Raw genomic sequence first — 26,458 nt, 5'->3', positions numbered from 1 at the left:
GTGTCAGTCCTTTCCTGAGCGGAGCGTGGAGACCTGGTAGAGCGCGACCGATGCCGCGATCCCCGCGTTGAGAGACTCGGTGGTCGCCGAGATCGGGATCGACACGACCTGATCGCAGGTCTCGGTCACCAGGCGTGACAGTCCCTTGCCCTCGGATCCGACCACGATCACGACGGGGCGGTCGGCCAGTTCGAGCGCGGGGAGCGACACGTCGCCGCCGCCGTCGAGCCCGAGGACGAACACGCCCTGCTTCTTGAACTCCTTGAGCATGGACGTGAGGTTCGCGGCGATCGCGACCGGAACGCGCGCAGCAGCCCCCGCGCTGGTCTTCCACGCCGCGGAGTTCACCCCCGCGGAGCGCCGCTGCGGCACGATGACCGCCTGGCCGCCGAACGCGGCCGTCGAGCGGATGATGGCCCCGAGGTTGCGGGGGTCGGTGACGCCGTCCAGGGCGACGAACAGAGGCACCTCGCCGCCTGCGATGACGCTCTCGAGGAGGTCCTGCGGGTGCGCGTACTGGTAGGGCGGCACCTTGAGCGCGACGCCCTGGTGCACGCCGTCGAACCCGGCCATGCGGTCCAGTTCGGGGCGGGTGACCTCGAGCACCGGGATCTCGCGGTGCGACGCGATTGCGAGCATCTCTTTCACGCGGTCGTCCATCTCGACGCGCTGGGCGATGTAGAGGGTCGTCGCGGGGATCTTCGCGCGCAGCGCCTCGAGCACCGAGTTGCGACCGGTCACGGTCTCGGTGTCGTCACTGGCCTTGGACCGCGGCGTGCGGTTCACGTTCGTCTGCCGCGGCTTCGGCTTGCCGCCGGCCGCCGCGTAGCGCTCGGCCGCGGCCTTGCGCTTGCCGGCGACGTGCCACGCGCGGTCTTCGGCCTTGGGTGTCGGGCCCTTGCCCTCGAGCGCCTTGCGGCTGTGGCCGCCGGTGCCCTTCTGGGGGCCCTTCTTCTTGCTGTTGCCCGCTCCGGGGCGGCCTGGCTTAGCCATTGAAACTCCAATGCGTCCCGTCGGGACCGTCTTCGAGGGCGATGCCGGCCGCCGCGATCGCGTCGCGGATGCGGTCGGCCGCCGCCCAATCCTTGTCTGATCGCGCCTGCGCGCGTTGGTCGATCATCGACTGCACGAGCCGGTCGAGAGCGGATGCCTCGGCCGCGGCATCCGCCGACGCGCCGGCGACATCACCGCCGTCGAGCCCGAGCACCGCGGTCATGGCGCGCACCGCGCCCAGCGCCGCCACCGCGCCGGCGAGATCGCCGGCGTCCAGCAGCGCGTTGCCCGCGCGAACGGTCTCGTGCACGATCGCGAGGGCCTGCGGCACGCCGAGGTCGTCGTCCATCGCCGCGGCGAATGCCCCGGGCAGCTCGCCCGGCGTGAGAATCCGGGGGTCAGCGGACGCCGCACGCAGCACGCGCTGGCGGAACGTGCGGATCCGTTCGAGCGCGGCCTCGGCCTCGTCGAACGTCGAGTCGGTGATGTCGAGGCTGGATCGGTAGTGCGCGGCGGCGAGCGCGTAGCGCACCACGAGTGGGTCGCGGGTGCTCAGCACGTCGTCGGCGAGGATGAAGTTGTAGAGGGACTTCGACATCTTCTGGCCGTTGACGGTGACCAGTCCGTTGTGCACCCAGTAGCGGGCGAAGGCGTCACCGGCCGCGGTGGACTGCGCGAGCTCGTTCTCGTGGTGCGGGAAGCGCAGATCGAGCCCGCCGCCGTGGATGTCGAACTCGGCCCCGAGGTAGCGGCGCGACATCGCCGAGCACTCGATGTGCCACCCGGGCCGCCCCGGTCCCCACGGGGACTCCCAGGTCCCCGAGGCCGGCTCGTCGGGCTTGGCGCCCTTCCACAGCGCGAAGTCGCGCGGGTCGCGCTTGCCGCGGGGCTCGGCGTCCTCGGTGGGCTCCATCGCATCCAGGCTCTGGCGCGTCAGCGACCCGTAGGCGGGCCACGATCGCACATCGAAATAGACATCGCCCGCGGCATCCGGAGTCGTATACGCGTGCCCGGCCTCGATCAGCCGCGCGATCAGCTCGTGCATCTGCGGAATCGACGCCGTCGCGCGCGGCTCGTACGTCGGCGGAAGGATGCCGATCGCGGCATACGCGCGCGAGAACTCGAGCTCCATGCGGTAGGCCAGCGCCCACCACGGCTCGGCGGGCGTCGCGTTGGCAAGCACCTTGTCGTCGATGTCGGTGACGTTGCGCACGAAGGTGACGCGGCCGAAGCGGTGAACGAGCCAGCGACGCAGGATGTCGAAGCTCAGCGCGCCGCGCAGGTGACCGATGTGGGGCCCCGACTGCACCGTCGGGCCGCACACGTAGATCGTGACGTTCTCGGGGTCGACCGGCACGAAGTCGCGCAGGGTCTGCGCCTTGGTGTCGTAGAGCTGAACGGTCACCGGTCAAGCCTACCGGCCGAGTTTCGGGTAGAAATGTGAGTCGTGCACATCCTCGCCGTGATCGCCGCCGCGGTCCTGTTCGGCACCACCGGCACCGCGCAGGCGCTCGGCCCCGAAGGCACCACGCCCCTGTCGGTCGGGGTCACGCGACTGGTCATCGGCGGCACGGCCCTGGCCGCGATCGGATTCGCGCTCGCCCGACGGCACCGGCAGCGCACCGGCTCCCCCGCGCGCGGCGCGACCGCGCGCGATCTGGCACTCATGGCCACGACGGGCGTGTGCCTCGCCGCGTACCAGCCCCTGTTCTTTCTCGGCACCGCGCGCAACGGCGTCGCCGTGGGCACGGTCATCGCGCTCGGGTCGGCGCCCGTCATCGCGGGGATCATCGAGTGGGCGCTCACGCACAGGCGTCCGGGCGGCACGTGGATGATCGCGACCGCGCTCGCCGCGATCGGGGTGGTGATGCTCGGAGTCGGCGGCGACGCCGGGTCGATCGCGGGCGCCGACCCCGTCGGCATCCTCGGCTCGATCGGCGCGGGTGCGTCGTTCGCCGTCTTCGCCAACGCGCAGCGCCGCCTCATGGACACCGGATGGGACCCGTTCACGGTCGCGGGGGCGATGGGCGCGACCTCCGCGATCGTCGCCGCGCTCGCGCTGCCCTTCGTCGACCTGGCGTGGCTGGCGACCCCCGCGGGCGTGGCGATGTCGCTGTGGCTCGGCATCGCGACGATCGCGATCGCGTACACGCTCTTCACGTGGGGGCTGCTGCGCCTGTCGGCCGCCACGGCCGCGACCCTGACGCTCGCCGAGCCGATCACCGCGAGCCTGCTCGGGATCGTTGTGCTGGGCGAACGGCTCAGTCCCCTCGCGATCGGCGGCCTCGTGGTGCTTGCCGCGGGACTGGTCCTGCTGGCGTGGGGCGCCCGCACTCCGCGCGACCCCCGGCCGTACGCGATCGAGGCGTGAGCCCAGGAGACACCATGGACATCGAGATCCGCCTGGACGATCTGTCCGGCCCGCTGACCCAGGCGCTCATCGCGGCGCACCTCGCCGGCATGCACGACTCCTCACCCGCCGAGAGCGTGCACGCGCTGGACCTCGACCGGCTGCGGCATCCGTCGATCACGTTCTGGTCCGCGTGGGACGGCGATCAGCTCGCCGGGATCGGAGCGCTCAAGATGCTCGATGAGCGAAACGCGCCCGAGCAGCGCGCCGAGATCAAGTCGATGCGCGTGGACGAGAGCTACCTCGGCACCGGCATCGGGCGACGGATGCTGCGCCACATCGTCGCCGTGGCGCGCGGGCGCGGCTGCACCAGTGTGTGGCTCGAGACGGGGTCGACGGTCGAGTTCGTGCCCGCGCGGGCGCTGTACGCGTCGGAGGGCTTCGTGGAATGCGGGCCGTTCGGCGACTACGTCCACGACCCGTACTCGGTGTTCATGACGCTCGATCTGACGCGCGCCGGCGTCTGAATCGGTGCGTCACGCGGGCGTGAGCAGCGCGACCGCCACCGCCTCGACGCCTTCGCCTCGGCCGGTGAACCCGAGTCCGTCGGTCGTCGTGGCCGACACCGAGACGGATGCCCCGCCCAGCGCCTCGGACAGCGCCCGCTCGGCCTCGGCCCGGCGGGTCGCCAAGCGCGGGCGGTTCGCGCGCACCTGCACGGCGACGTTCCCGATGCGCCAGCCCGCCTCGCCGACGAGCCCCAGCGTGCGCGCCAGGAACGCCTCCGCGTGGGCGCCGGCGTACTCGGGGTGGTCGGTGCCGAAGTGCGTGCCGATGTCGCCGAGGGCGGCTGCAGACAGCAACGCGTCGACGATCGCGTGGGCCACCGCGTCCCCGTCGGAGTGCCCCGACAATGCCGGCTCGCCCGGCCATTCGAGGCCCGCCAGCCACAGCGGGCCCTCGCGGCCGAACGCGTGCACGTCGGCGCCCACGCCGACCCGCGGCGCGCGCGGGGCCTGGTCGAGCGAGACCGGCAGCGGCGGCAGCGGTGAGTCCTCGACGAGCGCGCGGGCGCGGTCGAGATCCGCCGGGGTGGTGATCTTGAACGCCAGGGCCGAGCCCTCGACCGAGCCGAGCGGATGCCCCGCCTCCGCCATCAGCGCGGCATCGTCGGTGTACTCCTCGTCGGCCGCCTGGTAGGCGGCCTCGAGACCGGCGCGCTCGAAGCCCTGCGGGGTCTGCGCGGCGGCGAGTTCGGAACGGTCGACGACACCGGTGATGAGGTCGCCGTCGACGCGCTTGATCGTGTCGATCACCGCAAGCACCGGCACGATCCCCCGCTCGGTGCGCTCGACCGCCTCGATCACCCGGTCGAACACGGCGGGGGGCGTGAGCGCACGCGCGGCGTCGTGGACGAGCACGGTCTGCACGGTCGGCAGCAGAGCCGAGATCCCCGCGGCGACGGACCCCTGGCGTGTCGTGCCCCCCGTGGTGACGCGGACGAGATCTCGCGAGACGCCGGCGGCGTCGGCCGCCTCGAGCAGATCGGTCTCGGCGGCGCCCTCTCGCCCCGCGGGCGCCACCACGACGACCTGAATCGGCGTGCCGGTGCGAAGGACTCCGTCCAGAGCGTGTCGCAGGATGGTGTGCCGGCCGAGGCCGACGAACGCCTTCGGCGCGTCGAGGCCGAGCCGTGTGCCGGATCCCGCGGCGACGACGATCACCGCCACGCGGGGACTGGGGGTGCTGTTCACACCCCGAGGGTATCCGGTGCGGTCGCAGGCACGCGTCAGGAGGCGAGGACCTCATCGAGGATGACGCTCGCGCGCTCCTCGTCGGTCTTCTCAGCCAGCGCCAGCTCAGACACGAGGATCTGCTTCGCCTTCGCGAGCATGCGCTTCTCGCCGGCCGACAGTCCGCGATCCTGATCGCGGCGCCACAGGTCGCGCACGACCTCGCTCACCTTGATGACGTCACCGGAGGCGAGCTTCTCGAGGTTCGCCTTGTAGCGGCGGGACCAGTTGGTCGGCTCTTCGGTGAAGGGCGCGCGAAGCACCTCGAAGACGCGTTCGAGCCCCTCTTTTCCGATCACGTCGCGAACGCCCACGAGGTCGACGTTGTCGGCCGGAACCTCGATGGTCAGGTCGCCCTGCGTGACGCGGAGCTTGAGATAGACCTTCTCTTCGCCTTTGATGATGCGGGTCTTCACTTCCGCGATCGTCGCTGCACCGTGGTGCGGATAAACGACCGTCTCGCCAACCTCAAAAAGCATGCAGTTATGTCCCTTCGGCAACGGACAGCATACCACAGGCGACATACGCTAAGGTTCGCCACTTGGGAATCGATGGGTCGGCACAGGGCCCTGACGGCCCATAGAATGAGGGTGTCGCTGTCGCAGGGCTCTTGGGAGGATCCGTGGGTAAATCGCGTCTCATCGCGTCGCTGGCCGTCACGTTCGCCGTCGCTGTGGCGACCACCGGCTGCAGCATGCTCGCGCCGCAGGCGACCACGATCCCCTACTCGCCGTCGGACGGCGTGAACGTCCCCGACTCGGGCCCGCTCGAGGTGCGCAACGCGCTGATCGTCGCCGACGAGGACGGCCGTGACGGCAACCTCATCGCCGCGATCGTCAACGACACCGACCGGTCGCAGACGCTCACCATCGAGTTCGGCGAGCCCGCCGTCAAGGCCACTGTGCCCGTGCCCGCCCGCTCGGTGGTCAGCCTCGGCACCGAACGGGAGCCGCTTCTGCTCGAGGGCATCGACGCCGATCTCGGCTCGAACCTCGAGATTCACTTCCAGTCGGGCGACCACACCGGCGCGCTCGTCGCAGTCCCGGTGCTCGACGGAACCCTGCCCTACCTCGCCGACCTCGCGCCCTGACCCGCGCCGGCAGGCCGAGCGGGCACCTCAGGCCTCGAAACGGTACCCCAGGCCGCGCACCGTGAGCAGCATCACCGGCTCGGCCGGGTTCTGCTCGATGCGCGAGCGGATGCGCTTGATGTGCACGTCGAGGGTCTTGGTGTCGCCGAAGTAGTCGGTCCCCCACACCCGGTCGATCAGCTGGCCGCGCGTGAGGACGCGACCGGCGTTGCGCATCAGCACCTCGAGCAGCTCGAACTCCTTCAGCGGCATCGCGATCTCAGCGCCGTCGACGGTGACCGTGTGGCGGTCGATGTCGAGCGTGACCCGCCCGCCCGAGAACACGCGCTCATCGAGATCGGCCTCGAGCGTCGCGATCCGGCGCAGCACCGCCCGCATGCGCGCGAGCAGCTCCCGGGCCGAATAGGGCTTGGTGACGTAGTCGTCGGCGCCGAGCTCCAAGCCAACCACGATGTCGACCTCGGAGTCCTTCGCGGTGAGCATGATGATCGGCACGGCCGACGTGGCGCGCACCTGTCGGCACACCTCGGTGCCCGGCATCCCCGGCAGCATCAGATCGAGAAGGATGATGTCTGCTCCGCGCTCGCGGAAGGAGGCCAGCGCGGACGGGCCGTCTTCGGCGGTCTCGACCTCGTACCCTTCGCGGCGGAGCAGGTAGGCGAGCGGGTCGGCGAGGTCGGGCTCGTCCTCCACGATCAGGACGCGGGTCATCGGGTCTCTCCGTTCGTACGGGTGGGCGACGCGGGCGGCGCGGGCTGCGCGACCGGTCGCTTCTTCTTCTTGCGGCGGCGTTTGGACGTGGGCTCGAGGTCGGGCGACTCGATGAGCGGCAGGCGGATCGTGAAGGTCGAACCGCGCCCGGGACGTGACCACAGACGCACCTCGCCCCCGTGCCGCTGCACGGCGTGCTTGACGATCGACAGCCCGAGGCCGGTGCCGCCGGTGCGGCGCGAACGGGCCTGGTCCGCGCGGTAGAAGCGCTCGAACACGCGGTCCTGGTCGCCCTCGGCGATGCCGATGCCGCGGTCGGTGACGGCGATCTCGACGATGCCGTCGACATCTTTGACGCCCACGCCGACCGTCGAGCCCTTCGTCGAGTAGGCGATCGCGTTCGCGATGAGGTTGCCGAGGGCTTCGGCGAGGATCTGCGCGTCACCGCGCACGTAGAGGCCGCGGCGGCCTCCGCGGGTGATCTCGACTCCGGCGGAGTCGGCCTGGATCGCGTGCGCGTCGACGGCGGAGGCGACGACCTCGTCGACCGAGACGTCGCGCATCTCGGTGAGCTCGTCAGCCGCCTGCAGCCGCGAGAGGTTCATGATGCGCGACGTGAGCAGCCCCAGACGCGACGCCTCGCCCGACAGGCGCCCCGCGAAGATGCGCACCTGCTCGGGGTCGTCGGCGGCGGATTCGATCGCCTCGGCCAGCAGGCTCACCGCGCCGACCGGGGTCTTCAGCTCGTGGCTCGTGTTCGCGACGAAGTCGCGCCGCATCTGCTCGACGCGCTCGCGCTCGGTGATGTCGCGCAGGGCCACCAGCGACAGGCGGGGCGAGATGCGGGTCGCACGCGCCGTCACGAGCCGCAGCTCGGAGGGCGACGTGCCGCGACGCAGCCGGAGCGTCTCGATCGCGGGGGCGTCGGCATCCCTGGTCCTGCGCACCAGCGCACGCAGTTCGTCCGAGCGGATCGCCGACCTCTCGACGAGCCCGAACGGCTCGGCGGCGGCAGAGGAGGCGAGCACCGTGCCCGACGCGTCGACGACCGCCACCGCGTCGTCCATCGCTCGCAGCACGGCCGAGACACCCTCGGGCACGGCCGACGACGCATACGCGCGTGAGCGCTCGCGGGCCCGCAGCGAGGCGAAGACCACGGTCGCCACGGAAACCCCGATGATCACCCCAATGGCCAGCGCGAGCAGCGCAAGCTGCGTTGTCTGCATGCGTTCCAGCGTAGAGTGCCGCGGGAGCGCTCCTCTGCCGATGTCCGTCCGGTGCAGGGGGCCACCGGTACTATTCACTCGCACGGCACCGTTCGTTAACCTTCGCTGACGACAATCGCGAAGGTCGCGAAGCGGCCGTCCGCCCCCGTCACAGAAAAGGTGCTGCGATGCGCGAAGTCTTCCACCAGTCGCTCGAGGACGTCCAGAACCGGCTCGTCGAGATCTCCGAACTCGTGACGGTGGCCATCGACAAGGCCACCCGAGCGTTCGAGTCCAGCGACGTCGCGCTGGCCGAAGAGGTGATCGAGAACGACTCGGTGATCGACGAGAAGGCAGTCGCCCTCGACGAGATCGCGATCGAGATCCTCGCGCGCCAGCAGCCGGTGGCCCGCGACCTGCGCATCGTGGTGGCCGCGCTGCGCATCAGCGCGTCGCTGGAGCGCATGGGCGACATCGCCGAGCACATCGCCCAGCTCACCCGCATGCGCTTTCCCGAGCGCGCGATCCCCAAGGGCCTCAAGTCGACCTTCACGAAGATGGGCCGGCTCGACGTCGAGGCCGCCCGCCAGCTCACCGAGGTGCTGCGCACGCAGGACCTCGATCTCATCGAGCCGATCCGCACCGCCGACAACCAGATCGACGACCTGCACGTGAGCGTCTTCGAGAAGGTGCTCAGCGACAGCTGGCAGGGCGAGGCCGCCGCGACGGTCGACGCGACCCTCGCCAGCCGCTACCACGAGCGGTTCGCCGACCACGCCGTCTCGGTGGCCAAGAAGGTCGTCTACCTCGCCACCGGCGACTGGACGGCCGACACCGACGTGATCGCGAGCGAGCCCTCAGCCTCGATCGCCGAATAGCCGCAGGTCCCGCGCAGGCACGACGTACGTCACTTGCCCTGGTTCGCGACCGCGGCCGCTCCCGCCGCGGCCGCCTCGGGGTCGAGGTACGCACCCGGAGCGACGGGTTTGAGGTCTTCGCCGATGCGGTAGACCAGCGGGATGCCGGTGGGAATGTTGAGCTCGGCGATGTCGGCGTCGCTGATGCCGTCGAGGTGCTTCACGAGACCGCGCAGCGAGTTGCCGTGCGCGGTGACCAGGACGGTCTTGCCTGCCTGCAGATCAGGGACGATGTCGCTGAACCAGTACGGCAGCATCCGGTCGATCACGAGCTTGAGTGACTCGGTGCGCGGGATCTCGCCGTCGATGTCGGCGTAGCGCGGGTCGTCGACCTGGCTGAACTCGCTGTCGTCGGCCAGTGCGGGCGGCGGCACGTCGAAGGAGCGGCGCCACAGCATGAACTGCTCCTCGCCGAACTCATCGAGGGTCTGCGCCTTGTTCTTGCCCTGCAGCGCGCCGTAGTGGCGCTCGTTGAGACGCCACGAGCGCTTCACCGGGATCCAGAGGCGGTCGGCGGCCTCCAGGGCGATGTTCGCGGTCTGGATCGCGCGGGTGAGCACCGAGGTGTGCAGAACATCGGGGTGCAGGCCCGACTCGGCGATCAGCTCGCCGCCGCGACGCGCCTCGGCTTCGCCCTGCTCGGTGAGGCGGACATCGACCCACCCCGTGAACTGGTTCGACTTGTTCCATGCGCTCTGGCCGTGGCGGAGCAGGATCAGCGTGTAAGGCTCGGTCATGCGCCCATGATATCGGCGGGCGAGTGTGCGCGCTGTGGGTCAAGATGGTCCCATGGCGTCGTCTCCGGTCGGGCAGGTGACGCGCGGAACGACGGGAACGAACCGCCTGCGCCGCGTGGACCGATGGATCGCGCGCCACCCCGCGCTGCGCCGCGCGGCGGACCCGCTCGTGGTCGACCTCGGCTACGGCGCGAGCGGTGTGACCGCCCTCGAACTGCACGCGCGGCTGGCTCGCGCGCGCGGCGACGTCGAGGTGCTCGGGCTCGAGATCGAACCGTCGCGGGTCGCCCGCGCGCGCCGACAGCTCGCCGACGTGCGGGCCGGGCGGACCCCCTTCGCACCCGACGCGCGGGTGTCGTTCGCGCTCGGCGGGTTCGAGGTGCCGGTGCCGCACGGACGCCGTCCCGCGGTCATCCGGGCGATGAACGTGCTGCGCCAGTACGACCAGGCGCAGGTGCGGGACGCGTGGGCGCAGATGGCCGCACGCCTCTCGTCTGACGGGCTGCTGGTGGAGGGGACGTGCGACGAGCTCGGCCGGATCGTCACGTGGGTGGCGATCGACGCCGACGCGGCGCCGCGGACGCTGACCCTCTCGCTGCGCCTGGCCGCAGGCGCCGGCGCGTCCGCGGGGGGTGAGGCGTGGCATCCGTCGATCGCCGCGGAGCGGCTCCCGAAGGCGCTGATCCACCGCAACGTGCCCGGCGAGCCCGTGCACGGCCTGCTCGCGGACCTGGACCGCGAATGGGACCGGTCGGCCGCACTGTCGCCGTTCGGGCCCGTGCACCGCTGGCAGGCCGCCCTCGGCGCGCTGCGCGAACGGGGCTGGCCGCTCGTGGAGCGCTCGCGCTGGCGGCTGGGCGAGCTGACCGTGCCGTGGTCCGCGGTGGCGCCGCGGTGAGGTGAGCGTCAGTCCGCGCGCGCGCGGCGCCCCAGGCGCGGGATGCGCGGAATGGATGCCGTCGCCCCGGCCTCCGGCGGGACGATCACCTGCTGCGCCGCCGCGATGAGCCCGCCCTCGGACTCGACGACGAGATCGGCCTCGACCGGTGTGGACCGACGCACCAGGGCCAGGGCGATCGGCCCTTCCTCGTAGTGCAGCGCGCTGGAGGTGATGACTCCGACGGCGTCGTCGCCGCAGCGCACGGGATCGCCGCGGCGGGGCAGGACGCTGTCGCTGCCGTCGAGGTGCAGCGCGACGAGGCGCCGCGGCGGATGACCGAGGTTGTGCACCTTGGCGACCGTCTCCTGTCCGCGGTAGCAGCCCTTGTCCAGGTGCACGGCCGTGCGAAGCCAGTCGACCTCGTGCGGAAGCGTGCGCTCGTCGACCTCGCTGGACCGGCGCGGACGCCACGCGGCGACCCGCAGCGCATCGGCGGCGACGGTGCCGGCCACGCGCAGCTCGCCGTCCGCGGCGGCGCGCGCGATGCGGGCCTCTTCGTCTCGCGTGACGATCGCCTCGGCCCACTGCCGCCCTTCCCCGGGGTGCGGCTCGACGTGCGCGTACGCCCAGCCGCCGATCGCGACCTGCGGCCACCGGTCGCGCCACACGAGCGGCACGCCGTGCGGCGCGGCGGGCTCGACGAGCCTGAGCGCAGCGGGCGCTCCCCCGACGACGGCGAACTCGTCGCCGGCATCCTGCGGGTCGACGCGCAGCCGGAAGCGCATCCTGCGGAGCCAGCCGAGCAGCCCCTCGGCGAAGGCCGCGTCGGCGATGAGCCACGTGGTGGTGCCGTCGTCGATGACGGATGCCTCGTGCTCGACGTGCCCGTGCGGGTCGAGCACGAGCATCTCGGCGCTCACGCCCGGCTCCAGGCGCGTGAGCGCCTGCGATGTGAGGGAGTCGAGCCAGGACAGCCGGTCCTCGCCGGTGACCGTCAGCACCCGCCGGTCGCCGAGCGGCGCGATGGCCGCGCCCGCCGCGAGGTCGCGCTGCTCGGCCAGCGGCGAGCCGACGTGCTGCAGCACGCCGGCCTCGACGATCGCGCCGGGAACGGCCGAGAACGCAGAGGCCATCATTCGGCCCGGGCCAGCCGCGCCGACGCGTGCGACGACAGATCGGAGCCGAGGGCCGCGGCATCCCACGCCCACAGCAGGTGGTTGTCGACGAGCCCGTACATGCGGGTCGCGGCCGAGTAGGCTTTCGCGCCCGCGGTGCGCACGACGGCGTCGGTGGCGATGTCGATGCGCGGCCCGCGGATCTGGCCGAGGTACAGCTCGCTGACGCCGTCGGCGTGCACGAGCGAGACCTCGATGTCGAAGCCGCCCTCGGGGGTGCGCAGCGCTTCGACGTCCGAGGCGGTGCGCACGACGGGCGCCGAGCGCGCCGGCAGCAGGCCCGGCCCGGGGTCGGCGTCCGTCGCCGGCCGCGAGAGCCGCCAGAAGCCCATCTCGGCGACGAGCGGGGTGCGTGCGTCGGCGCCGCCGAGCAGCCATGCGTTCGCGGAGTAGTTGAGGTAGTCGCCGCCGTCGTGGCTGAAGCTCACGCGGTGCGCGAACTCACCCGAGAAGTGATGGCCGGATGCCTCGTAGTCGATGACTCCCGTGCCCTCCCACACGCCGATCAGCCACGCCAGCGGCGCGAGGTCGGCGGGAAGGTCTGTCGGCAGATCGAGCACGACGGGCCGCCCGTCAGCGCTGGCCGCGGTAGAGGTTCCAGACGACGACACCCGAGGTGAACGCGATGGCCAGCGACGCGAGCGCGAGCAGGCCCACGAAGAAGAGTTCGAGCGCGACGAGATCCATGAGGCCACTTTACCCGGTCGCGCGCCGTCGTCGGGCCGGGGATCGGGTGGTGCGTCAGGCTCGTGCGTCAGGTGGGCAGGAGCCGCGACAGCCCGAATCCGAGGCCGACCAATCCCAGCACGAGGAAGGCGCCGACGGTGCTGAGCGCCGCACGGCGCAGGAACCCGTCGGATCGCCCCTTCCAGAACTGGACGACGAACGAGGCGATGACGCACACGCCCATCGCCACCGCGATCCACTGGCCGCGCGCGTGGACCGGCACGATGACGCCGATCACGACTCCGAAAAGAGCCGCCAGAACCCACACGGCGATCACTCCGCCGAGCGGGCGGCGGGGCACGAGTTCCGGTGCGGTCACCCCTCCATTGTGACGCAGCACCGCGTTGCGTGTCTCGCCCGGCGCACGGCCGTGTCGCCACACCGTACACTTGGGATCACAGCGCGCCCCGGCGCCAGGGAGGATCCCCGTTGGCACAGCTTCTGGTTCTGAGCTCCACACACGGAGGCGGCGCCGTTCTGCCCTCACTGGAGCTGCTCAGCCATCGCGTGCGCCAGATCGCGGCCGAGCCCGCGCAGCTCGTCAACGCGCCGAGCGCCGATGTGATCTTCGTCGACGCGCGCGTCGACCTCGTCGGCGCGAAATCGCTCTGCAAGATCCTCAACACCACGGGGCTCGACGCCCCTCTCCTGCTCGTGGTGACCGAAGGCGGCCTCACCGCGGTGTCGACGGACTGGGGCGTCGACGACGTCATCCTCGTCACCGCGGGCCCCGCCGAGGTCGACGCCCGCATCCGTCTCGCGATCGGGCGCATGACCAAGGACCAGGGCTCCAGCCGCATCCAGACCTCCGGCATCACGATCGATGAGGCGTCCTACTCGGCGAAGGTGCACGGCCGGCCGCTCGACCTCACCTACAAAGAGTTCCAGCTCCTGCACTTCTTCGCGACGCACCCGTCCCGCGTCTTCACGCGCGAGCAGCTGCTCAGCGAGGTCTGGGGCTACGACTACTTCGGCGGCACGCGAACGGTCGACGTGCACGTGCGTCGCCTGCGCGCGAAGCTCGGCGACCTCGAGCAGCTGATCGGGACGGTTCGCAACGTCGGCTACCGCTTCAACGTCTACGAAGAGGACCAACTGCCCGCCCCGCGGGCGCACACCGACGCGTAGCGCTCGTCGGGCATCGGTTGCGCGCACGTCATCACGCCCTGCAATGATGAATGGATGATCGAACAGGACGTACTCGACACCGGGCTCGGTGACGCGGACGACGACGACTTCGACCACGACGTGGCGTTCGACTCGCAGCTTCCCGACGACCGATACCTCGACCGCGAGCTGAGCTGGCTCGCATTCAATCAGCGCGTCCTCGAGCTCGCCGAGGACCCGACGCTCCCCCTCCTCGAGCGGGCGAACTTCCTCGCGATCTTCGCGAGCAACCTCGACGAGTTCTTCATGGTGCGCGTCGCGGGCCTGAAGCGCCGCATCCTCACCGGCCTCGCCGTCGCCACGAACGTGGGACGGGCCCCGCAGGACGTGCTCGCCGACATCTCGGCCGAGGCGCACCGCCTGCAGCTGCGCCACGCCGAGACCTGGCTCACCCAGGTGCAGCCCGGACTGGTCGCAGAGGGCATCCGGATCGTGTCGTGGAACGACCTCACCGCCGCCGAGCGCTCCACCCTCACCGATTACTTCCACGACCAGGTCTTCCCGGTGCTGATGCCGCTCGCGGTCGATCCGGCGCATCCGTTCCCCTACATCTCGGGTCTGTCGCTCAACCTCGCTATCCGCATCCGCAACGCCCGGACCGGGCGCCAGGAGTTCGCGCGCCTGAAGGTGCCGCCGATGCTCCCCCGTGTGGTCGAGGTGTCGCGCGACGAGTCCGGCGCCCGCTACCTCGCACTCGAAGACCTCATCTCGAACAACCTCGGTGACCTGTTCCCCGGCATGGAGATCCTCGATCAGCACGCGTTCCGCCTGACGCGCAACGAGGACGTCGCGATCGAGGAGGACGAGACCGAGAACCTGATCCAGGCGCTCGAAGCCGAACTGCTGCGTCGCCGCTTCGGGCCGCCGATCCGTCTCGAGGTCGGCCTCGACATGGATGAGGTCACCCTCGCGCTGCTGCTGAGCGAGCTCGGCATCACCGAGCAGGAGGTGTACCGGCTTCCCGGCCCCCTCGACCTGCGGGGGCTGTTCGACCTGTCGAGGGTCGACCGGCCCGACCTGCGCTTTCCTCCGCACGTGCCCACCACCGCGATGGCGTTCCAGCCCGGCGACAACAACGAGAAGACCGACATCTTCGCGGCGATCCGCGAGGGTGACGTGCTGGTGCACCACCCGTACGAGTCGTTCGCAACGAGCGTGCAGGCGTTCCTCGAGCAGGCGGCGAAGGACCCGCACGTGCTCGCCATCAAGCAGACGCTCTACCGCACGTCGGGCGACAGCCCCATCGTCCAGGCGCTCATCGACGCCGCCGAGGCCGGCAAGCAGGTGCTCGCCCTCGTCGAGGTGAAGGCGCGGTTCGACGAGGCGGCGAACATCGTGTGGGCGCGCAAGCTCGAGAAGGCGGGCGTCCACGTGGTCTACGGTCTCGTGGGGCTCAAGACCCACTGCAAGCTCGCGCTCGTCATCCGCGAGGAAGACGGCGTGCTGCGCCACTACAGCCACGTCGGCACCGGCAACTACAACCCCAAGACCAGCCGCATCTACGAGGACTTCGGCCTGTTCACCATCGACGGCGAGGTCGGTCGCGACCTTACGCGCCTGTTCAACGAACTCAGCGGCTATGCCATCGAGAAGAAGTTCAAGCGGCTCCTGGTCGCGCCGCTGCACCTGCGCAAGGGTCTGCTGCGACTCATCGAGCGCGAACGCCGCAACGCGGTCGCGGGCAAGCCCGCGGGCATCCGCATCAAGGTGAACTCGATGGTCGACGAGCAGATCATCGACGCGCTCTACCGGGCCAGCCAGGCCGGTGTGAAGGTCGACGTGTGGGTGCGCGGCATCTGCTCGCTCAAGCCCGGCGTGCCCGAGATGAGCGAGAACATCACCGTGCGCAGCATCCTGGGCCGGTACCTCGAGCACTCGCGCATCTTCGCGTTCCACAACGACGGCGATCCCATGGTGTACATCGGCAGCGCCGACATGATGCACCGCAACCTCGACCGGCGCGTCGAAGCGCTCGTGCGCGTGGTGGCCCCCGGTCACGTGGCCGAACTGATCGCCCTCTTCGACCGTGCGATGGCCGACACCACGAGTTCGTGGTGGCTCGGGCCCGATGGCGAGTGGGCGCGGCACCGCACGAGCGAGTCCGGCAAGCCGCTCGTGGATCTGCAGGACCGCACGATGACGAGCGTCCACCGCCGGCGCCGAGCGCGGGCGGTGCGATGACGGACGTCGCCGTCTACGCCGCCGGCGGCGTCGTCTGGCGCGAGGTCGAAGGCAAGATCATGGTCCTGCTCATCCACCGCACCCGCTACCGCGACGTGACGATCCCCAAGGGCAAGGTCGACCCCGGCGAGATGCTCGCCGAGACAGCCGTGCGCGAGGTGTTCGAAGAGACCGGCATCCGGGTCGCCCTCGGCGTGCCGGTCGGGGTCTCGCGCTATCGCATGCCGAACAAGCGGCTGAAGATCGTGCACTACTGGGCTGCCGAGGCGACGGAGGCCGCGATCCGCGCGTCAGCGTTCGTGCCGAACCGCGAGATCGCGGCGCTGGAGTGGGTGTCGCTGCGCAAGGCCCGCGGACGCCTCAGCTATCCGGTCGACGTCGAGATCCTCGACAACTTCGTGCGCCTCGTCGACGAGGGGGTGCTGCGAACCTTCCCGATCATCGCGCTCCGGCACGCCAAGGCCGTCTCGCGCGAGGGGTGGAAAGGCAAGGACCGCAAGCGCCCGCTCACGCCGCGCGGGGCCGCTCAGGCCCAGTCGCTGGTGCGGCCGCTGGCGGCGTTCGGCGTGCAGAAGATCGTGTCGAGCCCGGCGGTGCGATGCGTGGCGACCGTCGAGCCTCTCGCGGCGGCGGTCGGGGTCAAGATCACCGAGACGAAGCTGATCAGCCAGGATGCCTGGGACGAGGGCGAGTCGGACGCCCGCACGATCATCGGCCAGCGGGTGCGCTCGCGCAAGCCTGCGATCGTGTGCAGCCACGGACCGGTCCTGCCCGAGATCCTGAGCGAGCTGGCCCTTGCCACCGGCACCCTCCGCGGCTCGTATCTCGGCAGCGCGTCGGCTCTCGAACCCGGCGCGTTCTCGGTGGCGCACCTGTCGGTGGAAAACCCCGGCTCGGGCATCGTGATGATCGAGACGCACGAACCCAAGACATAGCCGCCCTGGGCCGTTCACCTTCCGTTCACCTCTTCACTCCCGTTGCGTAACGGTCGCTGTCTAGCTTTCCTGACGTGCCCCGCACCGGGCAGCAATCCACGAAACCCATAAGGATTCACACAGTGAAGATTTCACGCCTCGCCCAGCTGGGCGCCGTCGCCGCAATCGCAGCACTTTCGCTGACTGCGTGCGCTTCGAACGAGCCGTCCGGGCCCGCTGAGACCCCGGCCGACACGGCCGAGGTGCTCTCGGGCATCCTGAACGGTTCGGGTGCGACCTCGCAGCAGGTCGCCATCCAGGCCTGGACCTCGCTGATCCAGACCGCGAACCCCGACCTCACCGTCAACTACGACCCCCAGGGCTCCGGCACCGGCCGCGAGTCCTTCCAGTCCGGCGCCGTGCAGTTCGCCGGCTCGGACCGCGCGTTCACGGCCGACGAGATCACCGCCGGCCCGTTCGACGCCTGCGCCGACGGCAGCGACCTCGTCGAGATCCCCGCGTACATCTCGCCGATCGCGATCATCTTCAACATCGACGGCGTCGACGAGCTCAACCTCGACCCGGCCACGCTCGGCGGCATCTTCGCCGGCACGATCACCAACTGGAACGACCCGGCGATCGCCGCCACGAACGAGGGCGTCACGCTCCCCGACCTGCGCATCTCGCCGGTCCACCGCTCTGACAAGTCGGGCACGACCGGCAACTTCACCGACTACCTGTCGGCGACGGCCGAGGATGTCTGGACCTACGGCTCGGTCGAGGAGTGGCCCATCGAGGGCGGCGAGGCCGCACAGGGCACGTCGGGTGTCGTGAACGCGGTCAAGGGCGGTCAGGGCACGATCGGCTACGCCGACTCGTCGCAGGCCGGCGGCCTCGCCTCGGTCCTCGTCCAGGTGGGCGACGACTGGGTGGGCCACTCGGCCGAAGGCGCCGCGATCGCCGTCGACGCCTCGCCGTTCGAGGACGGCCGCGCCGCGAGCGACCTGTCCATCAAGATCGACCGCAACACCACCGAAGCCGGCGCCTACCCGGTCGTGCTGATCAGCTACCTGATCGGCTGCGCCGAGTACTCGGATGCCGCGATCGCGCCTCTCGTGAAGGGCTTCTTCTCGACTGCGATCAGCGCCGAGGGCCAGGACTCCGCTGCGACCAACGCCGGCAGCGCCCCCATCTCGGACGCCCTGCGTGAGAAGTCGCAGGCCGCGGTGGACGCTATCGTCACGGAGTAAGACAATCCCAGAGGTTTCGGGGGCGGCGCAGGCCGCCCCCGAAACCGCGTCCGCAGGAACCCACACCGAGAGAGCCCCATGACCGCGACATCCGCTCCGCCGACGCAGAGCGCGAAAGCCAAGCAACGGCCCGGAGACATCTGGTTCTCGGGTTCTGCGCTCTTCGCCGGATGCATGATCCTTGCGACGCTCGCCGCGGTCGCGATCTTCCTCATCATCCAGTCGCTGCCCGCCATCGGCGCGACCAGCGACGACGCCTCACTGCTGACCAGCAACTTCTGGGCCTACGTCGGGCCGCTGCTGTTCGGCACCATCTGGGCGGCCTTCCTCGCGCTGCTTCTGGCCGTGCCGCTGTCGCTCGGCGTCGCGCTGTTCATCACGCACTACGCACCGCGCAAACTCGCGGCCGGCCTCGGCTATGTCGTCGACCTTCTCGCCGCCGTGCCCTCCGTGGTCTTCGGCCTGTGGGGCATCCTCGTGCTCGCCCCAGCCGTGCAGCCCGCCTACACGTGGCTCAACGCCAACATGGGGTGGTTCCCGCTCTTCGCGGGCGACGTGTCGGCGACCGGCCGCACGATCTTCACCGCCGCGATCGTGCTCGCGGTGATGGTGGTCCCGATCATCACGGCCATCTGCCGCGAGATCTTCCTGCAGACCCCCGTGCTGCACGAAGAGGCGGCGCTCGCCCTCGGCGCCACCCGCTGGGAGATGATCCGCATGGCCGTGCTGCCGTTCGGCCGCTCCGGCATCGTGTCGGCCTCGATGCTGGGCCTGGGCCGCGCGCTGGGCGAGACGATGGCCGTGGCGATGGTGCTGTCGGCCACCGGCACCGTCACCTTCGAGCTCTTCACCTCGACCAACCCGTCCACGATCGCGGCGAACATCGCACTGACCTTCCCCGAAGCGTACGGCGTGAACATCAACGTGCTCATCGCGACGGGCCTCATCCTCTTCATCGTGACGTTCGCCGTCAACGCCCTCGCGCGCTGGGTTGTGAACCGTCGCAAGGAATTCTCGGGAGCGAACTGACATGACGATCACAGCTCCTCCTCCCCCGCGCGTGGCGCACAGCGACGCGTCGCTGCACAGCGGAGTGCTCGCACGATGGGTCCCGTGGGCGCTGGTGGCGGCATCCGTCGTCGTCGTCCTGGGCGTGTTCACGGTCGTCGCGATGTCGTCCGGCGAAGCCTTCAACGTGGCCGGCTGGCTCGTCGTGTCGGCCATCGTGTACCTCGTGCTGGTCGCCGTGGTGTCGGGCATCGTCGAGGGTCGGCGCAAGGCCGTGGACCGCCTTGTGACGGCCGTCGTGACGATCGCCTTCCTCATCGCGATGGTGCCGTTGATCTCGGTCGCATGGACCGTGGTCGCCAACGGCCTCGCCCGCTTCGACGCCGACTTCTTCTCGATGTCGATGCGCAACGTGGTCGGCGAGGGCGGCGGCGCTCTGCACGCGATCATCGGCACGCTGCTCATCACGCTCGCCGCGGCGGTCATCTCGATCCCGATCGGCCTGATGACCGCGATCTACCTCATCGAGTACGGCGAAGGCAAGCGCGTCGCGAAGGGCATCACGTTCCTCGTCGACGTCATGACCGGCATCCCGTCGATCGTTGCGGGTCTGTTCGCGTACGCCCTGTTCGCGATCTTCCTCGGCCCCGGCATCCGCCTCGGCATCATGGGCTCGATCGCACTCGCGGTGCTCATGATCCCGGTCGTGGTGCGCTCGAGCGAAGAGATGCTGCGCCTCGTGCCGAACGAACTGCGTGAGGCCTCGTACGCGCTCGGCGTGCCGAAGTGGCTGACGATCGTCAAGGTCGTGCTGCCCACTTCGATCGCCGGCATCACCACCGGCGTCATGCTGTCGATCTCGCGCGTCATCGGCGAGACCGCCCCGCTGCTGATCACCGCGGGCTTCACCAACAGCATGAACTACAACCTGTTCGACGGGCGCATGCAGACCCTGCCCGTCTTCACCTACACCGAATACGCCAACCAGGGCATTCCCGCCGAGGCGTACGTCGACCGCGCGTGGGCGGCGGCGCTCACCCTCATCATCATCGTGATGGCGCTGAACCTGATCGCGCGCCTCATCGCCAAGTTCTTCGCACCCAAGTCCGGTCGCTGACCACAACCCGAAAGTACGAGTCGTGTCAAAAAGCATCGAAGTCAACGACCTCAACGTCTACTACGGCGACTTCCTCGCCGTGGAGGGCGTCTCCCTCTCGATCGAGCCGCGCAGCGTGACCGCCTTCATCGGGCCCTCCGGCTGCGGCAAGTCGACGTTCCTGCGCACCCTCAACCGCATGCACGAGGTCATTCCCCGCGCGCGTGTGGAGGGCGAGGTGCTGCTGGACGGCGAGAACCTGTACGGTCAGGGCGTCGACCCGGTGGCCGTTCGCCGCCAGGTGGGCATGGTCTTCCAGCGCCCCAACCCGTTCCCGACCATGTCGATCAAAGAGAACGTGCTGGCCGGCGTGAAGCTCAACAACCGCCGCATCTCGAAGTCCGACGCGGACGCGCTGGTCGAGAAGTCCCTGCGCGGCGCGAACCTGTGGAACGAGGTCAAGGATCGCCTCGACAAGCCCGGCTCGGGCCTCTCGGGCGGCCAGCAGCAGCGTCTGTGCATCGCCCGCGCGATCGCGGTGTCGCCCGACGTGCTGCTGATGGACGAGCCGTGCTCCGCGCTCGACCCGATCTCGACCTACGCGATCGAGGAACTGATCGGCGAGCTCAAGCAGGAGTACACGATCGTCATCGTGACGCACAACATGCAGCAGGCCTCACGCGTCAGCGAGAAGACGGCTTTCTTCAACATCGCCGGAACCGGCAAGCCCGGCAAGCTGATCGAGTACGACCAGACGAACACGATCTTCACCAACCCGTCCGTGCAGGCCACCGAGGATTACGTCTCGGGTCGATTCGGGTGACGGTTCTGCCGGCGATCCCCGGCCGCGCCGTGCGTGCCGTCGCATCGCGGTGTCGACCGATCGATCGCCTCGAACTGCTTGAGAGGGATGCTGACGCACAAGGTCGGCGGAAGCGAGATTGCTGCTGGATGAATAGGGCTATCTGGTCGGTTCACGAGTTCCGTCTTCGTCGCTCGTGGATCCGGAGGTGACGCCACCGATCGCGCGCCAGGCGACCCGCAGCACGTCGATCACAACGTCAGGATCAGCTCCCGCGGCTTGCGCTTCGGCGACCAGTTCGCGGATCCGTCGCGTGACAGTCAAGGGGAGGCGCGCCGCCGACTCGGCGACCCGTGTGCCCGCAGCGGTGCGGGTGACGACCAGTCCGTCCTGTTCGAGCATCCTGTACGCCTTCGCGGCGGTGCCCGGTGCCACGCCCAGGTCAGCAGCGGTCTGACGCACGGTAGGCAGGCGCTCGTTCGCGCCAAGCTGGCCGGAGACGATCAGACCGCGGAACTGTCGGTAGATGTCGGTCGTCGGGCTGCCGTCGTCGGTCGCGGACAGTATCGGGTTCGCGGTCACTGCTCCGACTCCATTGCCTCAACGAGTTCGCTGCTCTTGGCGTCAGCCGAAGGTTCGGTCGTGCCTCGACGCAGTTCGCTGGCGACGAGAAAGAGGAGGGTGAACGCAACGATCTCGATGGCGGGAGCCAGCCAGCCGGCCACGGCGCCCAACTCCGCAAACCGCCAGACCGCCTCGTACGGGTTCCCCCCGTTCTGGCCCTCGATCACCAGTTGCCAGGTCGAGCCCGCAGAAGCGATCAGTCGCCACGCCCCAGCCAGAGCGAGCAGCATCCCTGCCGTGGCGATCGAGACCGTGCCGCTCGCCACCTCTGCGCGAAGCGCGCGTTCCGAGGACACTGTGTCGGGCCGAATGAAGGCACGCGCGGCGTTGAGATGCAGCACCGCCCCTGTCGCAGCGATCAACGCCCCAAGGGCGATCAGCACCGGCACTCCGAACGCCCACCCGTAGAACCAGAGCCGGATCGGATCGATCGCACCCTCGTTCGGAATCGGGATCTCGAGCCAGATGTATCGGCCATGGTCATCAGCGACTGAAGCCACGCCCGCCGCGATCGTCGTCCCCACCAGAACGACCAGCACGATCCCGCAGACGATCAGTCCCACACGCGGCCCGAACGTTGTCCAACTCCGCCGAACCCCCGTCACAACCGGAGACTCGGACGCAGCTGACCCCCTCAAGAGGACCAGAGCAGCCAACACCACGATCGCGAGGAAGCTCGACGCGAGCGGGGTTGCGAAGCGCCACCACGACACGACATCAACCAGATTCAGCAGGTAGCCGCGGATCACGTTCTCGGCAGCGAACACAACAATCACGGCAAGCGCCGCTATCCCGAGAATGCGGCGCTCAGGCATGTACCGCGATCTGACCGACCTGGCCGCCGCCTCTGAGAGCGAAACCAGCTCACGACGCCTGCCGCGCGCGCCGACGAACACCAAGAAGACGCCAGCAGCCAGCACGGCAAGAGCGAGCGACACGAGCGGTGAGGAGAACGCCGCACCCACCCAGTCGATCAGACCGAAACCTCTCGCACCGAAACGTGTCATCGTGCCTCCTAAAGATCTTGTGCCACAGTTCTATCACAACTTGTATCGCGTGTGGAGTACAAGATTCCCTCAGCGACCTGCGCCGCCCCGTCAAGAACATCGCAACGCACCGGCGAGGGTGCTCCACGACTGGCACATCGCACAGCACGCTGTGCTCGGCGCACTGGCACGGCACGCGCACCTGTGCTGATGCCCGGCCCCGCCGCGCGGGGGCGGAGAGCGACCCCGACAGGCCGCGGTGCGGCATCCGTCACCGGCGCGTCGGCGACGTTCTCCGACGACTGGCCCGCGGGTCAGTCCCGCGGGCTCAGCAGGTACTCGTTGACGGATGCCGTCAGCTCGGCGTCGATCGCAAGCGCGGCGCCGTCCACCTCGGCCACGGGCGCGGCCAGCCGCAGGCTCGACACCAGCCACGCGGCATCCGCCTTCGCCAGCGCCGTGACCGGGAGCGTTTCGTACGCCGTCTCGAACCCGCGGCGCGCGAGCTCGGCGAACAGGCTCACCTGGGTCGTGCCATGCAGGATGCCGGCGCCTGGCTCGGGGGTGACGAACCGGCCGCCCGACCGCAGGATCAGCGACGACGTCGGCCCCTCGAGCAGGAAGCCGTCCGACGACACGAAGATCGCGTCATCCGCTCCCCTGCGCTTGGCTTCGCGCAGCGCCGCCATGTTCACCGCGTACGAGAGGGTCTTGGCGCCGAGCAGCAGCCACGGAGCGCGCGCGGGGGTGTCGATCGCGTAGCCGCGGTCGAGCGTGACCACGCGGACGCCGCGTTCGCGGGCTGCCGTGCTGTCGGGCGCGGGCGCCGCGGTCACCCACGCCGTCGGGTACGCACCGTGATCGAGACCGCGACTCAGGATCAGCTTGATGACGCTCTCTCCGGCCGGGCATCGCGCCGCGGCGGCGACGATCGCCTGCCGCCACTGGGGCACGTTGGGCGCCGTCAGGTCGCAGATGCGCGCCGACTGCACGAGGCGCTCCAGATGCGCCGTCGTCTCTTGCGGGTGCCCGTCGACGACCCCGATCGACTCGAAGATGCCGTCGCCGCGCTGCGCGCTGAGCTCGCCCACGCTGAGTGCGGGCTCGGACGCGTCGATGACGGTGAAGGTCTCGGTGAAGTCGAGGCGAGGGTCGTCGGATGCCGCGGGCTCGAGCACGAGAGCGAAACGCCAGGTCATCCAGCGATCCTAGGGTACGGCGATGGCCTGTTCGCGCGGGAATCCCGTGCGCGCGGGAATGCTCCGGCTCGGTGAGCCGTTATGATTATTCGGCCGGGCCGCAGTAACCCCGGGCTCCAATATCTGCCGCTGCGAGCGGCCTCGCGCCGAGAGGCGTTCTGCGGCCCGGCACTCTCTTCGACGGGACGCAGAACGCCTCTCCCGCGCAGCGGCCCACAGCACCGCGGCGTTCTGCGGCCCGGCACTCGCTTTGACGGGGTGGGTTGCCCCGCGGGCGCTCCTCAGGTGAGCGCGTCCATGCGCCACAGCGCGGCGCAAGCCGAGAGGTCGCCGGCGTAGGTGGACAGGCGCAGGGCCCGCGTGGTGAGGGCTGAGGCGCGCTCGGGCTCGGTGGGCTCGTAGTCGTCGGCGAGGTGGCTCGCGCCGGATGCCTGCACGCGGGCGAACGCGGCCGCTCGATCGAGCGCGACGGCGAAGTCCCCCTCGAACAGGCCGCGCAGGATCGTGTCGACGAGTGTGACGAGTTCTTCGGGGCCGGCGGGCGTGGGCGCACCGGCGATGACGTCATCGGCCGACGGCAGCTCGACGCGTCCGCGCGCGTAGAGCAGGGCGGCGGTGTTCGAATCGTCGTGGATCATGAGCTGCAGCAGGTACAGGCGCCACAGGGCTCCGGGCAGGGACCGCGAGGGCGCGCGAGACCAGAGTTCGGCGATGTCGTCGATGCCGTGGTCGTCGGTGAACGCGACGAGCCTGTCGACGATCGCGGCGTCGGGTTCGTGGCGCACCCGCCGCAGGAGGGCGCTCGCGGTGGCGTGCGCGATGCGCGAGACCTCGGCGGGGTCTTCGGCGGCGAACAGCCGGTCGAACAGTTCGGCCGACCGCCTGACAGGCTTGTGGAATTCCCTCGAGTCGCTCACCCGTTCCAGGGTACTCGCGCGTCGGGGGTGGCTCACTCTGTGGGAAGCTGGACGATCGGCTCACCCGTGGGCGCTTCGTCGGCCGCCCCGCCGGCCTGCTCGACGGTGACGGTGAGGGTGTCGCCCATCGTGACGGGGATCGAGAGCACGACGATGGTGTGTTCGCCGGTGGTGACCGCGTCGAAGACCGCGGCCGACACGGTCTCGCCGTCTCGCGTGATCCACGCCTCGAACGCCTCGTCGGCGCCGATGGCGGGCAGCCGGTTCGCGGCGATCACGGCCTCGCCGAGCGACTCGGACCAGTACACGGTCGCGGTGCCGCCACCGGACACCTCGTTCGTGACCGACCGAAGGTCGGGCGCGGCCCGCACCTGGCTGAGTGCCGCAGCTTCAGGGGTGCGGTGCAGGAGGTCGCCGAGCCGTGCGGCGCCGAAGCCGGCGATGAGCAGGACGACGACGGATGCCACGAGGATGGCCAGCCCGCGCCCCCAGCGCCGCCGCTCGATGGCCTGCTGGGTGGTGGTCGTGGGCGCGGGCTCCACCACTCGTGGCGTGAGTTCCGGCATGGTCGGCTCTGCGGGCTCGCGCGAGGCGGCCTCCGGCTGTTCCGGCTGCTCCGGTTGCTCCGGCTGCTGATCGTCCATGCCGCCCCCGGTCGACGCGTTTCAGGTCCGACTGTAATCGCCGCGGCATGCGTCCGTCCCGCCCACGCGCACGCCGGTGCGGTCACGACGGCCCCGACGCCCCATTAGGCTTGTAGGCACGGGCCTGTAGCTCAGTTGGCAGAGCATCGGACTTTTAATCCGCGGGTCGAGGGTTCGAGCCCCTCCGGGCCCACCGTCGATTACCCGCACGACCGGGTCGAGGCATCCGCTGGGCTGTCACTCCCCGCTGCCGATCAGTTCGGCGCCCTTGTGCGCGAGTTCGGCGAGTGCGCGCTCGCTCGTGTCGGCGTGCACGCCCTCGACCAGGTCGGTGAGCACCCGCACGTGCATGCCGTGCTCGATCGCGCCGAGGCCCGAGGCGAGCACGCAGTAGTCGGTGGCGAGGCCCACGACGTCGACGTCGACGATGCCGTGCTCATGCAGCAGGTCGCTCGCGGTGCGGCCGTCGTCGTCCACCCCCTCGAAGAGCGAGTACGCGGGCTTGCCCTGCCCCTTCTTGAGGTGGTGCGTCACGCGTGCGGTGTCGAAATGGTCGTCGTACTCGGCGCCGGGGGTTCCGGCCACGCAGTGCGGGGGCCACGAGTCGACGAAGTCGGGTTCGGCCGCGAAGTGACCGCCGTTGTCACCTTCGCCGTCGTGCCAGTCGCGGGACGCGACGATGATCTCGTAGTCGTCGGCGTGCTCCGCGAGAAAGCGCGTGATGCCCGCGGCGACGGCATCGCCGCCCGTGACGCCGAGCGCTCCCCCTTCGGTGAAGTCGTTCTGCACGTCGACGATGAACAGCGCCTTTGTCATGTGTCGAGCGTACGACCCTCGTCCTGGCGCGCAACCCTCGACGGCCACCGGCTCGCCCGCCCGAGGTCGTATCAGAGGCGGCGCGAGCACACCGTCACCGACGACGACCACGACCGCGGGGACGCTGTCGGCGCCCAGGAATGCCTGCGCCCGCGCCTAGATGAGTGAGTCCGATCGTCTTCAGTGGTCGTAGGCGATGAGGGAGCGTTTGGCGGGGGCGCCGGTGACCCAGTTGTGCCAGATGCCGGCGGCGAGGGCGAGGAGTCTGGCGGCGACG

28 protein-coding genes, 1 tRNA gene and 1 pseudogene are annotated in these 26,458 nt (G+C 70.0%); 13 read left to right on the top strand and 17 right to left on the bottom strand.

Going from position 1 to position 26,458, the window contains the following annotated elements:
• Positions 1 to 3: 3 nt before the first annotated feature.
• Complete coding sequence (gene rlmB / locus AB1K54_RS14030; protein ID WP_371203385.1) at positions 4 to 993, bottom strand: 23S rRNA (guanosine(2251)-2'-O)-methyltransferase RlmB; 990 nt, start codon at positions 991 to 993, stop codon at positions 4 to 6.
• Positions 986 to 2,398 (bottom strand): cysteine--tRNA ligase, encoded by a 1,413-nt coding sequence (cysS, locus tag AB1K54_RS14025; protein ID WP_371203384.1) that lies wholly within the window; start codon positions 2,396 to 2,398, stop codon positions 986 to 988. The genes rlmB and cysS overlap by 8 nt, the downstream gene beginning before the upstream one ends.
• A 42-nt stretch (positions 2,399 to 2,440) precedes the next feature.
• Between cysS and AB1K54_RS14020 the strand changes: the two genes are divergently transcribed.
• Both AB1K54_RS14020 and AB1K54_RS14015 read left to right on the top strand, forming a co-directional pair.
• A complete protein-coding gene (locus tag AB1K54_RS14020; protein WP_371203383.1) occupies positions 2,441 to 3,364 on the top strand; it encodes a DMT family transporter in 924 nt (307 codons plus the stop codon).
• A 14-nt stretch (positions 3,365 to 3,378) separates the two neighbouring features.
• Positions 3,379 to 3,870 carry a GNAT family N-acetyltransferase gene (locus AB1K54_RS14015; protein ID WP_371203382.1) on the top strand — a complete coding sequence of 164 codons (492 nt, stop codon included), beginning with the start codon at positions 3,379 to 3,381 and terminating at the stop codon, positions 3,868 to 3,870.
• Between the two features lie 9 nt (positions 3,871 to 3,879).
• Here AB1K54_RS14015 and ispD read toward each other — a convergent pair whose 3' ends face one another.
• A complete protein-coding gene (ispD, locus tag AB1K54_RS14010) occupies positions 3,880 to 5,097 on the bottom strand; it encodes a 2-C-methyl-D-erythritol 4-phosphate cytidylyltransferase (RefSeq protein WP_371203381.1) in 1,218 nt (405 codons plus the stop codon).
• Positions 5,098 to 5,132: 35 nt separating this feature from the next.
• The gene (locus AB1K54_RS14005) at positions 5,133 to 5,615 is read right to left on the bottom strand and encodes a CarD family transcriptional regulator (RefSeq protein ID WP_179488954.1); all 483 of its coding nucleotides are present in this window, start codon (positions 5,613 to 5,615) and stop codon (positions 5,133 to 5,135) included.
• Between the two features lie 143 nt (positions 5,616 to 5,758).
• Between AB1K54_RS14005 and AB1K54_RS14000 the strand changes: the two genes are divergently transcribed.
• Complete coding sequence (locus AB1K54_RS14000; RefSeq protein ID WP_371203380.1) at positions 5,759 to 6,226, top strand: DNA modification methylase; 468 nt, start codon at positions 5,759 to 5,761, stop codon at positions 6,224 to 6,226.
• Positions 6,227 to 6,253: 27 nt separating this feature from the next.
• Here the strand turns inward: AB1K54_RS14000 and AB1K54_RS13995 are convergent, their stop codons facing one another.
• Positions 6,254 to 6,937, bottom strand: coding sequence for a response regulator (locus tag AB1K54_RS13995; RefSeq protein WP_371203379.1), 684 nt, complete (start codon positions 6,935 to 6,937; stop codon positions 6,254 to 6,256).
• On the bottom strand, positions 6,934 to 8,163 hold the full coding sequence (locus AB1K54_RS13990; protein WP_371203378.1) for a sensor histidine kinase: 1,230 nt from the start codon (positions 8,161 to 8,163) through the stop codon (positions 6,934 to 6,936). Before AB1K54_RS13990 ends, AB1K54_RS13995 begins: the two co-directional genes overlap by 4 nt.
• 167 nt (positions 8,164 to 8,330) lie before the next feature.
• On the opposite strand from AB1K54_RS13990, the gene phoU reads away from it, so the two are divergent.
• On the top strand, positions 8,331 to 9,020 hold the full coding sequence (phoU, locus tag AB1K54_RS13985) for a phosphate signaling complex protein PhoU (protein ID WP_371203377.1): 690 nt from the start codon (positions 8,331 to 8,333) through the stop codon (positions 9,018 to 9,020).
• 29 nt (positions 9,021 to 9,049) lie between these two features.
• Here phoU and AB1K54_RS13980 read toward each other — a convergent pair whose 3' ends face one another.
• A complete protein-coding gene (locus AB1K54_RS13980) occupies positions 9,050 to 9,796 on the bottom strand; it encodes a phosphoglyceromutase (RefSeq protein ID WP_371203376.1) in 747 nt (248 codons plus the stop codon).
• A 52-nt stretch (positions 9,797 to 9,848) separates the two neighbouring features.
• Here AB1K54_RS13980 and AB1K54_RS13975 point away from each other — a divergent pair, with 52 nt between their 5' ends.
• Positions 9,849 to 10,694: a class I SAM-dependent methyltransferase gene (locus AB1K54_RS13975; protein ID WP_371203375.1), complete on the top strand. Its 846-nt coding sequence runs from the start codon at positions 9,849 to 9,851 to the stop codon at positions 10,692 to 10,694.
• Positions 10,695 to 10,702: 8 nt separating this feature from the next.
• Here the strand turns inward: AB1K54_RS13975 and AB1K54_RS13970 are convergent, their stop codons facing one another.
• The 3 genes from AB1K54_RS13970 to AB1K54_RS13960 form a co-directional block, all read right to left on the bottom strand.
• Positions 10,703 to 11,809 (bottom strand): folate-binding protein YgfZ, encoded by a 1,107-nt coding sequence (locus AB1K54_RS13970; RefSeq protein ID WP_371203374.1) that lies wholly within the window; start codon positions 11,807 to 11,809, stop codon positions 10,703 to 10,705.
• Positions 11,809 to 12,411 (bottom strand): FABP family protein, encoded by a 603-nt coding sequence (locus AB1K54_RS13965; protein ID WP_371203373.1) that lies wholly within the window; start codon positions 12,409 to 12,411, stop codon positions 11,809 to 11,811. The genes AB1K54_RS13970 and AB1K54_RS13965 overlap by 1 nt, the downstream gene beginning before the upstream one ends.
• A 194-nt stretch (positions 12,412 to 12,605) precedes the next feature.
• On the bottom strand, positions 12,606 to 12,896 hold the full coding sequence (locus AB1K54_RS13960; protein ID WP_371203372.1) for a hypothetical protein: 291 nt from the start codon (positions 12,894 to 12,896) through the stop codon (positions 12,606 to 12,608).
• Positions 12,897 to 13,006: 110 nt separating this feature from the next.
• Between AB1K54_RS13960 and AB1K54_RS13955 the strand changes: the two genes are divergently transcribed.
• From AB1K54_RS13955 to pstB, 7 genes are all read left to right on the top strand, one after another.
• Complete coding sequence (locus tag AB1K54_RS13955) at positions 13,007 to 13,705, top strand: DNA-binding response regulator (RefSeq protein WP_371203371.1); 699 nt, start codon at positions 13,007 to 13,009, stop codon at positions 13,703 to 13,705.
• 54 nt (positions 13,706 to 13,759) lie between these two features.
• A complete protein-coding gene (locus AB1K54_RS13950) occupies positions 13,760 to 15,925 on the top strand; it encodes an RNA degradosome polyphosphate kinase (RefSeq protein WP_371203370.1) in 2,166 nt (721 codons plus the stop codon).
• Positions 15,922 to 16,860, top strand: coding sequence for an NUDIX domain-containing protein (locus tag AB1K54_RS13945; RefSeq protein WP_371203369.1), 939 nt, complete (start codon positions 15,922 to 15,924; stop codon positions 16,858 to 16,860). Before AB1K54_RS13950 ends, AB1K54_RS13945 begins: the two co-directional genes overlap by 4 nt.
• Before the next feature lie 122 nt (positions 16,861 to 16,982).
• Entirely contained in the window at positions 16,983 to 18,089 is a 1,107-nt protein-coding gene (locus tag AB1K54_RS13940; RefSeq protein ID WP_371203368.1) for a phosphate ABC transporter substrate-binding protein PstS, read from the top strand.
• Positions 18,090 to 18,167: 78 nt separating this feature from the next.
• Entirely contained in the window at positions 18,168 to 19,118 is a 951-nt protein-coding gene (gene pstC, locus AB1K54_RS13935) for a phosphate ABC transporter permease subunit PstC (RefSeq protein WP_371203367.1), read from the top strand.
• Position 19,119: 1 nt separating this feature from the next.
• On the top strand, positions 19,120 to 20,214 hold the full coding sequence (gene pstA / locus AB1K54_RS13930; RefSeq protein ID WP_371203366.1) for a phosphate ABC transporter permease PstA: 1,095 nt from the start codon (positions 19,120 to 19,122) through the stop codon (positions 20,212 to 20,214).
• 22 nt (positions 20,215 to 20,236) lie between these two features.
• Positions 20,237 to 21,016, top strand: a complete 780-nt coding sequence (pstB, locus tag AB1K54_RS13925; RefSeq protein WP_371203365.1) for a phosphate ABC transporter ATP-binding protein PstB — start codon at positions 20,237 to 20,239, stop codon at positions 21,014 to 21,016.
• 138 nt (positions 21,017 to 21,154) lie between these two features.
• On the opposite strand, the gene AB1K54_RS13920 is transcribed toward pstB, so the two are convergent.
• The 5 genes from AB1K54_RS13920 to AB1K54_RS13900 all read right to left on the bottom strand — a co-directional run bounded on the left by AB1K54_RS13920 (position 21,155) and on the right by AB1K54_RS13900 (position 25,365).
• Entirely contained in the window at positions 21,155 to 21,577 is a 423-nt protein-coding gene (locus tag AB1K54_RS13920) for a GntR family transcriptional regulator (protein ID WP_371203364.1), read from the bottom strand.
• Positions 21,574 to 22,626, bottom strand: coding sequence for a hypothetical protein (locus tag AB1K54_RS13915; RefSeq protein WP_371203363.1), 1,053 nt, complete (start codon positions 22,624 to 22,626; stop codon positions 21,574 to 21,576). Before AB1K54_RS13915 ends, AB1K54_RS13920 begins: the two co-directional genes overlap by 4 nt.
• Positions 22,627 to 22,919: 293 nt before the next feature.
• Positions 22,920 to 23,804: an aminodeoxychorismate lyase gene (locus tag AB1K54_RS13910; protein WP_371203362.1), complete on the bottom strand. Its 885-nt coding sequence runs from the start codon at positions 23,802 to 23,804 to the stop codon at positions 22,920 to 22,922.
• A 281-nt stretch (positions 23,805 to 24,085) separates the two neighbouring features.
• The gene (locus tag AB1K54_RS13905; RefSeq protein ID WP_371203361.1) at positions 24,086 to 24,721 is read right to left on the bottom strand and encodes a DNA-directed RNA polymerase subunit beta; all 636 of its coding nucleotides are present in this window, start codon (positions 24,719 to 24,721) and stop codon (positions 24,086 to 24,088) included.
• A 32-nt stretch (positions 24,722 to 24,753) separates the two neighbouring features.
• On the bottom strand, positions 24,754 to 25,365 hold the full coding sequence (locus AB1K54_RS13900; protein ID WP_371203360.1) for an anti-sigma factor domain-containing protein: 612 nt from the start codon (positions 25,363 to 25,365) through the stop codon (positions 24,754 to 24,756).
• Positions 25,366 to 25,485: 120 nt separating this feature from the next.
• Between AB1K54_RS13900 and AB1K54_RS13895 the strand changes: the two genes are divergently transcribed.
• Positions 25,486 to 25,558 (top strand) — tRNA-Lys (locus AB1K54_RS13895).
• Between the two features lie 44 nt (positions 25,559 to 25,602).
• Here the strand turns inward: AB1K54_RS13895 and AB1K54_RS13890 are convergent.
• Both AB1K54_RS13890 and AB1K54_RS13885 read right to left on the bottom strand, forming a co-directional pair.
• Positions 25,603 to 26,181 carry an isochorismatase family protein gene (locus AB1K54_RS13890; RefSeq protein WP_371203359.1) on the bottom strand — a complete coding sequence of 193 codons (579 nt, stop codon included), beginning with the start codon at positions 26,179 to 26,181 and terminating at the stop codon, positions 25,603 to 25,605.
• A 180-nt stretch (positions 26,182 to 26,361) separates the two neighbouring features.
• Positions 26,362 to 26,458: pseudogene (locus AB1K54_RS13885) on the bottom strand (IS982 family transposase); the annotation flags it as partial.

It is taken from the genome of Microbacterium sp. BWT-B31 (assembly GCF_041379855.1).
Lineage (GTDB): Bacteria > Actinomycetota > Actinomycetes > Actinomycetales > Microbacteriaceae > Microbacterium.
The sequence above is the reverse complement of the archived record's forward strand: the minus strand, read 5'-3'. Positions and strand labels throughout refer to the sequence as shown.

Bases quoted from the DNA above. Each gene is read 5' to 3' on its own strand.
- rlmB (WP_371203385.1), bottom strand. From the start codon at position 993: ATGGCTAAGCCAGGCCGCCCCGGAGCGGGCAACAGCAAGAAGAAGGGC.
- AB1K54_RS14015 (WP_371203382.1), top strand. From the start codon at position 3,379: ATGGACATCGAGATCCGCCTGGACGATCTGTCCGGCCCGCTGACCCAG.
- AB1K54_RS14005 (WP_179488954.1), bottom strand. From the start codon at position 5,615: ATGCTTTTTGAGGTTGGCGAGACGGTCGTTTATCCGCACCACGGTGCA.
- AB1K54_RS13995 (WP_371203379.1), bottom strand. From the start codon at position 6,937: ATGACCCGCGTCCTGATCGTGGAGGACGAGCCCGACCTCGCCGACCCG.
- AB1K54_RS13990 (WP_371203378.1), bottom strand. From the start codon at position 8,163: ATGCAGACAACGCAGCTTGCGCTGCTCGCGCTGGCCATTGGGGTGATC.
- phoU (WP_371203377.1), top strand. From the start codon at position 8,331: ATGCGCGAAGTCTTCCACCAGTCGCTCGAGGACGTCCAGAACCGGCTC.
- AB1K54_RS13980 (WP_371203376.1), bottom strand. From the start codon at position 9,796: ATGACCGAGCCTTACACGCTGATCCTGCTCCGCCACGGCCAGAGCGCA.
- AB1K54_RS13975 (WP_371203375.1), top strand. From the start codon at position 9,849: ATGGCGTCGTCTCCGGTCGGGCAGGTGACGCGCGGAACGACGGGAACG.
- AB1K54_RS13970 (WP_371203374.1), bottom strand. From the start codon at position 11,809: ATGGCCTCTGCGTTCTCGGCCGTTCCCGGCGCGATCGTCGAGGCCGGC.
- AB1K54_RS13950 (WP_371203370.1), top strand. From the start codon at position 13,760: ATGATCGAACAGGACGTACTCGACACCGGGCTCGGTGACGCGGACGAC.
- AB1K54_RS13945 (WP_371203369.1), top strand. From the start codon at position 15,922: ATGACGGACGTCGCCGTCTACGCCGCCGGCGGCGTCGTCTGGCGCGAG.
- pstC (WP_371203367.1), top strand. From the start codon at position 18,168: ATGACCGCGACATCCGCTCCGCCGACGCAGAGCGCGAAAGCCAAGCAA.
- pstA (WP_371203366.1), top strand. From the start codon at position 19,120: ATGACGATCACAGCTCCTCCTCCCCCGCGCGTGGCGCACAGCGACGCG.
- AB1K54_RS13915 (WP_371203363.1), bottom strand. From the start codon at position 22,626: ATGACACGTTTCGGTGCGAGAGGTTTCGGTCTGATCGACTGGGTGGGT.
- AB1K54_RS13910 (WP_371203362.1), bottom strand. From the start codon at position 23,804: ATGACCTGGCGTTTCGCTCTCGTGCTCGAGCCCGCGGCATCCGACGAC.
- AB1K54_RS13900 (WP_371203360.1), bottom strand. From the start codon at position 25,365: ATGGACGATCAGCAGCCGGAGCAACCGGAGCAGCCGGAACAGCCGGAG.
- AB1K54_RS13890 (WP_371203359.1), bottom strand. From the start codon at position 26,181: ATGACAAAGGCGCTGTTCATCGTCGACGTGCAGAACGACTTCACCGAA.